This is a genomic window from Thermoanaerobacter brockii subsp. finnii Ako-1, assembly GCF_000175295.2.
Classification (GTDB): domain Bacteria; phylum Bacillota; class Thermoanaerobacteria; order Thermoanaerobacterales; family Thermoanaerobacteraceae; genus Thermoanaerobacter; species Thermoanaerobacter pseudethanolicus.
Window position 1 is genome coordinate 273,030 of sequence record NC_014964.1, and the last position, 13,014, is coordinate 286,043.

At 33.5% G+C, this 13,014-nt stretch carries 15 protein-coding genes; 11 read left to right on the forward strand and 4 right to left on the reverse strand.

Going from position 1 to position 13,014, the window contains the following annotated elements; translation table 11 throughout:
• Window positions 1-143 precede the first annotated feature (143 nt).
• Window positions 144-1,175, reverse strand: coding sequence for an IS6-like element ISTps1 family transposase (locus THEBR_RS01225; RefSeq protein WP_012268941.1), 1,032 nt, complete (start codon window positions 1,173-1,175; stop codon window positions 144-146).
• Window positions 1,176-1,299: 124 nt separating this feature from the next.
• On the opposite strand from THEBR_RS01225, the gene THEBR_RS01230 reads away from it, so the two are divergent.
• Window positions 1,300-1,716, forward strand: coding sequence for an FMN-binding protein (locus THEBR_RS01230; protein ID WP_003868154.1), 417 nt, complete (start codon window positions 1,300-1,302; stop codon window positions 1,714-1,716).
• 65 nt (window positions 1,717-1,781) lie between these two features.
• Here the strand turns inward: THEBR_RS01230 and THEBR_RS01235 are convergent, their stop codons facing one another.
• Complete coding sequence (locus THEBR_RS01235; protein WP_003868275.1) at window positions 1,782-2,159, reverse strand: desulfoferrodoxin; 378 nt, start codon at window positions 2,157-2,159, stop codon at window positions 1,782-1,784.
• A gap of 256 nt (window positions 2,160-2,415) precedes the next feature.
• Here THEBR_RS01235 and THEBR_RS01240 point away from each other — a divergent pair, with 256 nt between their 5' ends.
• The 3 genes from THEBR_RS01240 (at window position 2,416) to hydF (ending at window position 5,291) form a co-directional block, all read left to right on the forward strand.
• A complete protein-coding gene (locus THEBR_RS01240) occupies window positions 2,416-2,571 on the forward strand; it encodes an ATP-binding protein (protein WP_232195895.1) in 156 nt (51 codons plus the stop codon).
• Window positions 2,572-2,643: 72 nt separating this feature from the next.
• Complete coding sequence (locus THEBR_RS01245) at window positions 2,644-4,062, forward strand: aspartate ammonia-lyase (RefSeq protein WP_012268942.1); 1,419 nt, start codon at window positions 2,644-2,646, stop codon at window positions 4,060-4,062.
• Window positions 4,063-4,064: 2 nt separating this feature from the next.
• Window positions 4,065-5,291, forward strand: coding sequence for a [FeFe] hydrogenase H-cluster maturation GTPase HydF (gene hydF / locus THEBR_RS01250; protein ID WP_012268943.1), 1,227 nt, complete (start codon window positions 4,065-4,067; stop codon window positions 5,289-5,291).
• Between the two features lie 10 nt (window positions 5,292-5,301).
• Here hydF and THEBR_RS01255 read toward each other — a convergent pair whose 3' ends face one another.
• Both THEBR_RS01255 and THEBR_RS01260 read right to left on the reverse strand, forming a co-directional pair.
• Window positions 5,302-6,540, reverse strand: a complete 1,239-nt coding sequence (locus tag THEBR_RS01255; protein WP_003868279.1) for an MFS transporter — start codon at window positions 6,538-6,540, stop codon at window positions 5,302-5,304.
• Between the two features lie 18 nt (window positions 6,541-6,558).
• Window positions 6,559-7,866, reverse strand: a complete 1,308-nt coding sequence (locus THEBR_RS01260; protein WP_012268944.1) for a tetratricopeptide repeat protein — start codon at window positions 7,864-7,866, stop codon at window positions 6,559-6,561.
• A 152-nt stretch (window positions 7,867-8,018) separates the two neighbouring features.
• Between THEBR_RS01260 and yabN the strand changes: the two genes are divergently transcribed.
• The 7 genes from yabN to THEBR_RS01295 all read left to right on the forward strand — a co-directional run bounded on the left by yabN (window position 8,019) and on the right by THEBR_RS01295 (window position 13,014).
• The gene (gene yabN / locus THEBR_RS01265; protein ID WP_003868281.1) at window positions 8,019-9,506 is read left to right on the forward strand and encodes a bifunctional methyltransferase/pyrophosphohydrolase YabN; all 1,488 of its coding nucleotides are present in this window, start codon (window positions 8,019-8,021) and stop codon (window positions 9,504-9,506) included.
• Window positions 9,507-9,583: 77 nt separating this feature from the next.
• Window positions 9,584-9,859 carry an HU family DNA-binding protein gene (locus tag THEBR_RS01270; RefSeq protein WP_003868282.1) on the forward strand — a complete coding sequence of 92 codons (276 nt, stop codon included), beginning with the start codon at window positions 9,584-9,586 and terminating at the stop codon, window positions 9,857-9,859.
• Between the two features lie 54 nt (window positions 9,860-9,913).
• Window positions 9,914-10,159, forward strand: a complete 246-nt coding sequence (locus THEBR_RS01275; protein ID WP_003868283.1) for an RNA-binding S4 domain-containing protein — start codon at window positions 9,914-9,916, stop codon at window positions 10,157-10,159.
• Between the two features lie 55 nt (window positions 10,160-10,214).
• Window positions 10,215-11,195: a SpoIID/LytB domain-containing protein gene (locus tag THEBR_RS01280; RefSeq protein WP_012268945.1), complete on the forward strand. Its 981-nt coding sequence runs from the start codon at window positions 10,215-10,217 to the stop codon at window positions 11,193-11,195.
• A gap of 100 nt (window positions 11,196-11,295) precedes the next feature.
• Window positions 11,296-11,592, forward strand: coding sequence for a sporulation protein YabP (gene yabP / locus THEBR_RS01285; RefSeq protein WP_009052175.1), 297 nt, complete (start codon window positions 11,296-11,298; stop codon window positions 11,590-11,592).
• A gap of 108 nt (window positions 11,593-11,700) precedes the next feature.
• Entirely contained in the window at window positions 11,701-12,360 is a 660-nt protein-coding gene (locus THEBR_RS01290; protein ID WP_003868286.1) for an extracellular solute-binding protein, read from the forward strand.
• 24 nt (window positions 12,361-12,384) lie between these two features.
• Window positions 12,385-13,014 (forward strand): MtnX-like HAD-IB family phosphatase, encoded by a 630-nt coding sequence (locus THEBR_RS01295; protein ID WP_038016417.1) that lies wholly within the window; start codon window positions 12,385-12,387, stop codon window positions 13,012-13,014.

Sequence of the window (13,014 nt, forward strand, 5' to 3'; positions counted from 1 at the left end):
AACGAGGTAAAAAATCAATAAAAAGAATGAGGAAAACCGAAATCCAATTTATAGCAAAAGCAAAAAAGGCATAGGGAAGCATACCCTTGCTATTTCCAAGGGTAACCATTTACTAGTTTATTGATTAAGAAGAGAAGACTGCTTCAAGCAACTAACAAATACTTTTTCTTTTCTTTTGGAGTAAGATTTAAACCAGCCACCTGAGCCGGTGTCCAACCATTGAGAGAAGAATGAGGCCTTACAAAATTGTAAAAAAACACAAACATACTGATTAAATTATTAGCTGATTCAAAAGAAGCAAAACCCTGTTTAGCCTTATACCAGGCCTTAAACTGATGGTGGAAAGATTCTATCAAATTATTAGAGATGTCATTCTTAAAGCTTTCAACCCTAATATGTTTAACACTGTAACCAAATAAAGACTTAACAGGTACTTTATAAGCACTGTAGCGATCACTCACAATAGCAGAAGGAGTTCCTAAATTTCTAACAGAATTAAGCAAAGCAAAAGCTTGCCTAGAGTCTCTATAAGGAGTGAGGTGAAAACCCAGAATAAAACGAGTTTCAGAATCTATAACAAACCAGATATAATATTTTTCACCAGCGATTTTAACTACAGTTTCATCTACATGCCATTCATCAGAATTAAAATTCAACATAGGAATAAGTTCTAGAGAAATATTGTGAAACAAAGGAGCAAACTTTCTACACCAATTACTGATAGTAGTATGAGAGACCTCAACATTAAAGGTAGTTTTTAAAATTAAAGAAATATTTCTAAATGAATTTTTACCAAGAAAAAACATAGACAAAGCAGAGAGAATGATATGTAGAGGATAGCGCATGCGTTTAAAGTTAGTTTTGCCAACGAGCTTAGACATAGAAGTAGAGGGGATAGCAGTAGGTTTTGGGACAAAAAACGAATGATTACACTTTTTATCGCAACAACGGTAATTAGAGTAATACTCATAATCATGATGAAGGAAAGAAGCTTTACCACAAACAGGGCAGCGAGGATATTTAGGAGTTTTTTTAGAAGAAGGTTTATCAGGAGCAAATTGATGGTGGCATTTACGGCAAAGATACTTTTGATAACCATCTTTAGTTTTGCCATATTTGTAGAACAGACTAGTATTATTGCATTTTGGACACTTTAATGGTACAATGTTTTGCATGAGGACTTCATCCTTTCTGGGAGGTATTTTGTTTTTCCTGCAAAACATTGTACCAGAAAGGATTGAAGTCCTCAACTTTCATTTAAGTTTACAAAACGCACATTTGAGGAGAGGTGTAAATTTTATGAAAAGAGTTTTAGCTCTTGTGCTGGTGGGGTTGTTTGCACTGGTTGTTATGAGTGGCTGTTCTTCAAAAACAGCAAGTGGTGGTTACAAAGATGGTACTTATAAGGCGGAACAACCTGATTTTGACGATCATGGTTGGAAAGGACAAATAGAAGTGACTGTAAAGGATGGCAAGATAGCCTCTGTAACTTATAATGAAGTTAACAAAGATGGTCAATTAAAGAGAGATGACCAACAATATGCTGAAAACATGAAGGCAAAAGTTAATATCACGCCTAAAGAAGCATATGAAAAGTTGGAACAGCAACTAGTAGAAAAGCAAGATCCTGCTAAAGTAGATGCAGTTACAGGAGCTACACACACATCAGAAACTTTCAAAGAGTTAGCTACAGAGGCTTTGAAAAACGCAAAATAATTTAATGGAGAGATAGAAAAGAGTATAAGTTAGATAGTAAAAATAAGGGCTTTTTGCCCTTATTTTTACTCAGATTTCCATAGACCGTGCAAATTGCAGTAGGACCATGCTTTTAAGTTTTTAGCGTCTGTTACAAAAACCGCTTCTGGTTTTTCACCTGGTTTTAATACTTTTCTCATATATACACCATCAGCTAAGAGAGAAATCCATTCAATCCAATGCTTTTCCTCCATTGGATGTGGTATGCTACCTACCTTAACCGTTACAATATTGCCATTTCTTTCAATAACTGGTGTGTGCTTTTCTGTACCTGCATCTCCTGTTTTTTCTTGCATTTTAACCATTGGCTCGCCACAGCATACCAATGTCCCTTGGCCAGCATGAAGCACTTCTACAATATTTCCACACTTTTCGCATTTATAAACTCCATATAAGTCAGCCATTTTGATTCCTCCTTTAAATTATGTAAAACTGTGCAACTAGAATTAATTTGCCTTGGATAATACATCTTAATGGAAATATATTATCCTTTATATTTATAATACATTAAAATTTTTTGGATTTCAAGAGGGAAAAGAAATTTTTTAGTAAATAACAATATCGGAAAAGTGAAAAAATGCATTTGTTAATTTTTATGAAAGTATGATAATATATGTACTTACAAAACCTCTTAACATGGTGAAAAAGGCGACTCAGGAGATGGCAAGAGGCAATTTTAAAGTTCATAAGCAACAAGGATTGGGACTTGCCATAGCAAAAAAAATAATTGAAGAACATGGTGGAAGTATAACCGTTGAAAGCGAAGTAAACAAGGGTGCTGCTTTTACTGTAAGTTTGACTATTAAATATCGATAAATTGTTGACAATCTGACGTTTCTGTATTATTGATTATATTGATGATTTATATATAAAGTGGAGGCAATTTTTATGAAATATAGAATTGAGCATGATTTGCTAGGGCAAAAAGAGGTTCCAGTTGATGCTTATTATGGCATACATACATTAAGAGCTTATGAAAATTTTAATATATCAGGACAAAAAATTCATAGAGAACTTATTATATCGCTTGCGATGGTCAAAAAGGCTGCAGCAATTGCAAATATGAAAGCTGGTTTGCTTGATGAAAAAAGAGCGAAGGCAATAATTTTAGCTTGTGATGAGATAATATCAGGTAAATACCATGATCAATTTATTGTTGATGCCCTCCAGGGAGGTGCAGGTACTTCTTCTAATATGAATGCTAACGAAGTTATTGCAAATAGGGCAATAGAACTACTGGGGGGTAGTAAAGGGGACTATTCTATTGTACACCCACTGGAACATGTAAACTTGAGTCAATCTACAAATGATGTTTTCCCGACAGCGGTGAGAATTGCAGCAATACGTCTTTTAAAGCCTTTGAGTGAAGATTTAGCTGAGCTTCAAAGTGTGCTTCAAGAAAAAGAAGAAGAGTTTTCTGATGTATGTAAAATGGGACGAACCGAGTTACAGGATGCTCTTCCTGTTATGCTTGGTCAGGAATTTGGTGCATATGCACAAGCAGTTGCAAGGGACAGATGGAGGATATATAAAGTTGAAGAAAGGTTGAGACAGGTAAACATTGGCGGTACTGCTGTTGGGACAGGAGTAAATGCCGAGCTAAAGTATATATTCTCAGTTATAGAAATATTAAGAGAAATAACAGGACTAGGACTTGCAAGAGCGGAATATATGATGGATCCTACTCAGAACAATGATGTTTTTGTTGAGGTATCTGGGCTTTTAAAAGCGGCAGCCGTTAACCTTATAAAAATTTCGAATGATATAAGGCTTATGTCGTCAGGACCTAAATGTGGGCTTATGGAAATTAATATACCAGAGGTACAGTCAGGTTCTTCGATTATGCCTGGAAAAGTGAATCCTGTTATACCTGAGGCTGTAAAGCAGGCAGCGTTTCAAGTTATAGCATGTGACCATGCAATAACTTTGTGTGCCCAAGCAGGTGAATTTGAGCTTAATTTCACATTACCTCAAATTGCATATAATCTTTTTATGCAGATAGGTCTATTAAGAAATGCTATACGAATATTTATAGATAAATGCATTAAGGGAATAACTGCGAATAAAGATTACTTAAAAGAAACTATTGAAAAAAGTTATTCGTATGCAACAGCGCTAGTTCCTTACATTGGGTATGAAAAGGCAACGGAAATTGCAAAAATGGCTAAAGAAAAAGGAAAAACGATAAGGGAAGTTGTGTTAGAGGCTGGACTCTTTACAGAGGAAGAACTTGATATAATATTTAACCCTTATGAAATGACAAAACCAGGAATACCAGGGAAAAGAAGATTGAAAGGAGAAAAATAATTATGAACACGACACCTATTTCTTCCAGGCTCCACATAGCTATTTTTGGCAGGAGAAATGCAGGTAAATCAAGCCTTATAAATGCTCTTACAAACCAGGAAGTAGCCCTTGTATCTGATGTTGCAGGTACTACTACTGATCCTGTGTCGAAGGCAATGGAAATACTTCCAATAGGACCAGTTGTAATCATCGATACTGCTGGACTTGATGATACGGGAGAGTTAGGGGAACTTAGGGTAAAAAAAACCTATGAAGTTTTAAACAGAACAGACCTTGCAATTCTTGTCATAGATGGCACTATAGGGCTTTCAGAGTTCGAAGAAAATGTCTTGAAAATCATTAGAGATAAAAATATTCCAGTTGTAGGGGTAATAAATAAAAAAGATTTGTCACAATATTCTGAGGAAGATAAGAGAAAATGGGAAGAAAAATTAAAACTAGAGCTTATTGAAGTTTCTGCTTTAAAAAAACATGGAATTGAAGCCCTAAAAATGATGTTAATAAAGAAAGCACCATATGACGACAGGGAACTTTCGATTGTAGGTGATCTAATAAAACCGGGAGACTTTGTAGTTCTTGTTATTCCTATAGATAAAGCTGCTCCAAAAGGAAGACTTATACTTCCGCAGCAACAGACAATAAGAGATATTCTTGACAATGATGCGATGGCTATTGTTACAAAAGAGCATGAGCTAAAAGAGACACTTCAAAATCTAGGGAAAAAGCCATCATTGGTTATTACAGATTCTCAGGCTTTTTTGAAAGTTAGCGCTGATACGCCCAAAGATATACCGCTTACATCTTTTTCTATTCTTTTTGCACGATATAAAGGTGATTTGGAGGAACTTGTAAGAGGTGTAAAAGCAATAAAAAAACTAAAACCTGGTGATAAAGTCCTCATTGCTGAAGGATGTACACATCACAGGCAGTCTGATGATATAGGAAAAGTAAAAATACCCAGATGGATACGCCAGATTGTTGGAGGAGACATACAATTTGACTGGTCAAGTGGCATAACTTTTCCAGACAATCTCGAAGAATATAGCTTGATTGTACATTGTGGAGCATGTATGTTGAACAGAAGGGAAATGATGTATAGAATTTCATATGCAAAAAGCAAAAACATTCCAATAGTAAACTATGGGGTATTAATAGCTTATGTTCAAGGTTTAATGCCGAGAGCTATAGAAATGTTTCCACTGGCAAAAATGATTTATGAAGAAGAATAGAATGGGACAATTATACCTTTGTCCCATAAACTTTTTTATATTGAAACACTAAAACATAAAGTGTATACGATAGTGCGATTATTCCACTTACTATAAAAGTTATATGGGGGCCAAATTTTTGAGATAGTGTGCCAGCATATAGTGAGCCTATAGGAGTTACTCCACCAAAAACCAAAGAATAAACACTCATCACTCTCCCTCTGAATTCATCTGCTGCATTAATTTGTATTGTGGTGTTGGCAGAAGAGTTGAAGGTTATCATAAACCAGCCTGATAAAGCTAAAAGTAAAGCTGTTAATAAATAACTACTTTGTATACCTATAAGTATTTGAAAAATACCAAGTCCAATGCCACCGCCAAACAAATAGACAGGCTTTACTCCTCTTCTACTTACCGAAGCTAGTGTCAATGCTCCTATCAGGGCTCCCGTTCCCATTGCTGACATTAGTAAGCCATAATCTGTCGCTTCTCTGTGGAGAACATCTTTGGTAAAAACAGGTACTAATACGTTGAAGTTCATAGAGAAAGTGCTTAAAATAGCAATCATGAGTATTGTAGTGAATATAACAGGGGTATTTTTGATGTATCTCAATCCGTCCCTTAAGTCATCAAAGATTTTTGTTTTGCCGTCATTAGCTTTTGGTGTTATACCTTCTACTGTAATTAATATAAGCCCTATTATCACAGCAATAAAGCTTGCAGAATTCAAATAAAAACATATGGAATATCCTAATTTGCCAATTAATATTCCTGCGATTCCTGGACCTATTATCCTTGCTGCGTTAAACACTGCTGAGTTTAAAGCAATGGCATTCATTAAATCTTTTTTTCCTACTAAATCAATGATAAAAGATTGTCTTGCTGGCATGTCTATCGTGTTTAAAAAACCATTAACCAAAGCTAAAGCTAATATTTCCCAATAATTTATTATCTTTAGGGCAGTCAAAGTTGCTAGGATAAAGGCGGAAATTGCAAAACTTATTTGAGTAAATAAAATCAATTTTCTCTTTGGAAATCTATCTATTATGACTCCTGCAAACAAAGAAAAAAGCATTACAGGCAAAAACTGAACAGCACTTACCAGCCCTAATAAGAAAGAAGAATTTGTTAGTTCAAGGACTAACCAACCCTGGCCTATGTTTTGCATCCACGTGCCTATAAGGGAAATCATCTGTCCAAACCAGAAGAGCCTAAAATTTCTGTGTTTAAGAGCAGGAAAAGAATATTCTAATTTTTCCACTGTATTCATTTATTTTTCTCCTTGCTATTAATTTTCATATAACAGCTCTATTGATTGATTAAAATATTTTTTAGCTTCTTCTGGATTATTTAGGGCAATATACAGATTTCCCAATCCTTTATAGGCTTCGGACAAGTCCTTTTTAAGGCCAAGGGTTTTGAGTATTTCTACAGATTTTAAAAGTTCTTTTTCACTTAATTCGAACTGGCCTTGTTTTAAATGTAAATTTCCTAATATCGTATAAATTCTACCCATTTCTTCTTCTCCTAGTTTTGTTACGATTTCTAAAGATTGATTTAAATATTCTAATGCTTTGGGATAATCTTCTTTTAAATAGTAAATTCTTCCGATTTCTGTGAGATTGTATGCCATTCCTCTTTCATTTCCTAAATCTTTATACAGCGAATAGCTCTTTACAAAATATTTTTCTGCAATATCATACTTTTTTAAATCGGTATATACAAAACCTAAATAATTGTATTCATTAGCAATATCTTCTTTTAAATTTAGGGTTTTACTTATCAGAATAGCACGCCTTATATATTTTAAAGCATCCTTATATTGTTTAAGCTCGTGATTTACAAGTCCTAGTCCATTATTTGACAAAGCAATAAAATCTACTGCTTTAATTTGAGTAGAATATTCAAGGCATTTCATATAATAATCTCTTGCTTTAATAAATTCTCCCATTTTACTGTATAAATTTGCTATACTATAAAGTATGCGGGATTTCAATTGTGTGTGTTTTAAAGAGTATTTTTCAAAACCATCTAAAGCTTTTAAATAATTTTCCAATGATGATTGAAATTTTTGCAGATTGCCCAAACACAATCCTTTCATGTAATGCATTTCTACTATAATTTCATTCAATGAGCTTTTTTCAAAATATGGAGATATTTTATCTAAAATTTCAAGAACTTTTGTATAGTCTTTGATAGCAAAATAAGATTTGGCTAGGTAAAAATTTATCAAATTTGTTGAATACTCATCTATTGCATTGTCTAAAATATCGATGTATAATTTAATAGCTTCCTCATAATTTTTGTTATCAAAAGCTTTTTGAGCAGTTAAGAACTTTTCTAAAATATTTTTGTATTTTGCAAGTTCCTTTTTTAATTCTTCTTTTTCTACATAGTCTTCATCTAAAAAGTACACAACCGGCTTATTTAATTTTTGAGCGATAAAATTTAAAGCTTTTAAGGAAGGACTTATTTTACCTTTTTCTATAAGGCTTATATAGCCTTTGGAAAATTCGTCTCCTGATAAATCTCCTTGTTTTAAGAATTGCCTTTTTCTTTCTTCTCTAATTCTTTTGCCCAATTCCACCATATCCATGTACTACCACTCCTTAATGTGCGTACTAAAATATATTATAATTTAATTTAGCAGATTTTTCAACGGCTAAGTATAAGATAAATTTAATTATATAAAAATCCAAATAAGTGATATAATATTATTTGTACATTTTAGCTTTTGGGGTGGTTACTGTGAATAAACTATTTATAGTAGGCTTAGGGCCGGGTTCGGCAGATTCCATTACACTGGGTACGATAGAGAAAATGAAAAATGCTGATAAGGTTTTTTTGCGGACAGAAAAGCATCCGGTAGTTCCTTATCTTAAAACGCAGGGAATTATTTTTGACACTTTTGACAAGATGTACGAAAAAAGTACTACTTTTGAAGAAGTTTATGAAAATATTGCGCGGGAAATAATAGATATAGCAAAAAAATATCGAAAGGTTGTGTATGCTGTTCCAGGACATCCTTATGTAGCGGAAAAATCTGTGGAATACATATTAAACTTTTGTAACGATTGTGCCGATATATCAATAGAGGTTATACCAGCTATTTCTTTTATTGATGCCATTATAGGCGAATTGAAAATTGACCCTATATATGGCCTCAAAATAATTGATGGTTTGTCTTTGGATGTTCAAAAGCCTGATAAGAGATGTGGCAATATTGTTGTGCAGGTGTATGATAGATTTATAGCTTCAGAAGTGAAGTTAAAACTGGCAGAAGTGTATGGAGACAGTTATCCTGTGACTGTTATAAAAAATGCGGGGATTCCAGGGAAACAAGTAATAGAGACAATACCCCTTTATATGATTGACAGGCTCGATTGGATTGATTATCTTACTTCTTTATACATACCTCCTGTACAAACACTCTTTCAAGAAAAGTATGACATATATGACCTTTTAGAGATAATGAGAATTTTAAGAAGTGAAAAGGGATGTCCATGGGATAAAGAGCAGACTCATCAAAGCCTTGAAAAATATTTGGTGGAAGAGAGTTATGAGTTAGTTGATGCGATTGAAAAAGAATCTGAGGATAAGATGGTAGAAGAGTTAGGAGATGTGCTTTTACAAGTTGTATTCCATTCACAAATTGCAAAGGAGAGGGGAACATTCAATTTTGGCGATGTAGTAGATGGCATATGCAAAAAGATGATTTGGAGGCATCCTCACGTTTTTGGGACAGAAGAATTAAAAACTTCTAAAGCCGTATTAGAAAAATGGGATGAGTTGAAAAAAGAGGAGAAAGATTTAAATTCTTATACGGAAGTTTTAAAAGATGTGCCAAGGTATATGCCTGCTCTTATGCGAAGCTATAAGATTCAAGAAAAAGCTGCAAAGGTGGGTTTTGATTGGGAGAGGGTTGAGGATGCACTTTCTAAAGTCTATGAGGAATTAGAAGAATTAAAGGAGGTGTATAAAGGGAAAGATAAAGAAAAGATTATTGAGGAAGTTGGAGATTTAATTTTTGCAGTGGTAAATGTAGCTAGATTTTTAGATGTAGAACCAGAAAGCGCAACTCACAACACAGTGGAAAAATTTATAAAGCGATTTGAATACATTGAAAAAACTGCGGCAAAGAATGGACAAAAATTGGATGAAATGACTTTAAGTGACATGGATAAGCTGTGGAATGAAGCAAAGATGAATAATTTTAATAAAAAAAATGAAAAATAAGCGTAAATTAGCAGGATTTTTCGATTTTGTGAAGAATAAATAAGAGTAAAACATATTTAAACTAAGGAGGTATTGTTGTGAATAAGGCAGATCTTGTTGCGAAAATTGCAGAAAAAAGTGAGTTAACAAAAAAGGATGCTGAAAAGGCATTAAATGCTTTCATTGAAGCAGTAGAAGAAGCATTGAAGAATGGTGACAAAGTTCAATTAGTAGGGTTTGGCACATTTGAAGTAAGAGAAAGAGCTGAAAGAAAAGGTAGAAATCCTCAGACAAAAGAAGAAATAACTATTCCTGCTTCAAAAGCTCCTATTTTCAAAGCAGGAAAAGCGTTAAAGGATTTAGTAAATTCTTAAGAAAATCAGGTCTTTATGACCTGATTTTCTTACTTTTGTCTGGAGGTAAGAAGTATGAGAGTCGACAAGTTTTTGAAAGTTTCAAGGCTTATCAAAAGGCGTACGATTGCAAAAGAGGCCTGTGACAAGGGATTAGTTTTTATAAATGGCAAGCAAGCAAAAGCTAGTGACGAAGTAAAAGAACATGATATAATAGAGATAAACTTTGGAAATAAAATTGTCAAAGTAGAGGTTTTAGATGTAAAAGAACATGCTTTAAAAGACGAGGCTTACAAAATGTATAAATTGATAGAAGAATGAATGATTTGTGAAAATCCCTCAAATACTATAAACAAAAGTATAGGAGGGATTTTAATTGTATAGGAACATACTGAAATTAATTGCGGTGTTAGTAGCTTTGTTATTTGCCATGACTTCCTGCAAGCCGCCTACAAAAAAACCAGAACCTATTAGGAAGCCACGAATGGAACTACCTAAAATACCCGCAAAAATAAATGTGGGTGAAAACAAAGAACCTGTTCTTAAAGTTTATGTTGTGCAAACAGGTAAAATTGAAAATATGCCTTTGGAGAAATATGTTGAAGGTACAGTGGCGGGAGAGATAAAAAATTATTGGCCAATTGAGGCTTTAAAAGCCCAGGCGATTTTAGCTAGGACATATGTTTTAAATTTTGTAAGTACTAAAAAGTCAAAATATCCTGGAGCCGACATATCAACAGATTTTGAGGAGGCTCAGGCTTGGAACCCTTCAAATATAAATTCTAAAATAAAAGAAGCCGTAAAAGATACGCGAGGTGTAGTTGCTGTATATGACGGAAAATTTATAAATGCATGGTTTCACTCTCATGCAGCAGGACAAACTGCTTTGGCTAAGGAAGGCCTTAATTACAAAGAGCCAGAACCTCCTTATATTGTGAGTGTAAAGTCAAATGAAAGTCCTAGTGCACCGGCTAATGTAAAGCATTGGACAGCTATTTTTACCAAAAGTGAAGTGATTGATGCATTAAAAAAAATGGGGCTGGGCATAAACGATTTTAAAACTGTGAAAATAGGTACAAAAGGGGCTTCAGGAAGAACTGTAAACTTTCTTTTTGACAAAACGCCTGTAAATGCTCCCGATTTTAGAATGGCAATTGGAAGTGAAAGGCTAAAGTCCACTATGATAGATGAAGTTTCTTACGATGGAAGTAAATTGGTGATAAAAGGGAGAGGGTTTGGGCATGGTGTAGGAATGTCTCAATGGGGAGCATATCAGATGGCTAAAGAGGGGAAAAAGGCAAAAGATATACTAAACTATTATTTTAAAGGCATAAATATAGTAAAAATTTGGGATTAAAATCCTCCGGAAGGAGGATTTTTTTTTGTTCTAAAAAAAGTACAAGATTCATAGATAATAATAGTCTATTAAAAAGAAGGGAGGTTTAAAGAGGGTTAAAATGGAAGATAAAAGGAACTTTTCAAGAACTGGGAAACCTCATAATATTACAATTGAAAATAGAGAAAGAATCAGTATTTCTGGGGTAACGAATGTTGTAAGCTTTGACGAAGAAACAGTAATATTAGAGACGGATTTAGGAGTTTTGACGATAAGAGGTCAGGGGCTTCACATTAATAAATTGAACCTTGATGATGGACAAGTGTCAATTGATGGTGAAGTAATAAATCTAAATTACAGTGACAAAAGTGGTCTTATAGGAAAATCAGGGGGGTTTATAAGTAGAATGTTTCGATAAGTCGCATGTTGCGGCTTATTTTGTTTTATGTACTCGATTTTAAAAAGTTTAATTGCTATAATAAATTTGGATATTTTTGCGCAAAGGAAGTAGAGAGGTGTGAAACAAATGAGTGAGGAGAGAAAAAATTGGTTTAAAAACATGACTACAAAAGAAAAAGTAGAATATATATGGGACTATTATAAAGTTTATATTATCGTAAGTATATTAGTAATCTATTTGTTGGTTTCTTTTACAAGTAGTATTATTAATAGAAAGGATTACGTATTAAATATCGCTTTAATTGGCAAATATATGGATTTTGATAGACAAAGTGAATTTTCTAAAAAAGTCACTAAAGAATTAATTGGCGATCCTTCTGGAAAAAAACAAGCTTCTATTGATTTTTATAGGTTTGTAAAGGGTCCGAATGGTAATTTTACTCTTGACCCTGCCTCAACTCAAAAATTAATGGCTAGAATGGGGGCTCAAGATATAGATGTCATTGTTTTAGATAAAAATAATTTTGATATATTGGCAAGACAAGGAGCTTTTTTGCGATTAGATAAGGTAAAAGAGTTAAATTTATCAGGGTTAAATGTAGCAAAAGTAGAGAAACCCTCTGGTGAGTTAAAACCAGGTGTTTACGGAATATATGTTGGATGGAATAATGAATATTTAAAAAATCTGGGATATGACTATAATGATAAAATTATTGCAATTATGGCGAATGGACAACGCAAAGATTTGGCTATAAAATTTGTAAAATGGCTTTTGGATGTAAAATAAAGGAGGAGAGATCAATTGAAAAAAATGAAAAAAGTCTTTTTAGTAGATTTTGATGGTACTGTTACTAAAGTGGATACTGTTGATTTGATGGTGAAAAAGTTTGCAAAAGATGGATGGCAGTATTATGAGGAACTATGGGAAAAAGGGGAAATGTCTACTGAGGAATGCGCAATTGAAACATTAAAACTTATGGAAGTAGATGAGAAAAAGCTTTTAGATTTGCTTTACACAATTGAAATAGATGATTATTTTATGGAGTTTTTAAATTTTTGCAGAACAAAAGATTATGAAGTTGTAATAGTGAGCGATGGATATGACTTTAATATAAAAGCTATTATGGACAAATATGGTTTTAATATAAAATTTTACAGTAACAAACTTTGGTTTGAGGATGGAATAATAAAAGTGGATTTTCCACATAAAAGCAAGGATTGTGATAAATGCGGCATGTGTAAACTGGAAGTATTGAATAGATACAAAATTAGGGGATATTATGTAGTTTATATAGGTGATGGATATTCAGACTTTTGCGTCTCTCAACATGCAGATAAAGTCTTTGCAAAAGGAGTTTTGGAAAAATACTGTAAAGAAAATGAGATTCCATGCACTCCTTTTAGAAATTTTGGCGATATTATAGAAAAGTTAAAGCGATAA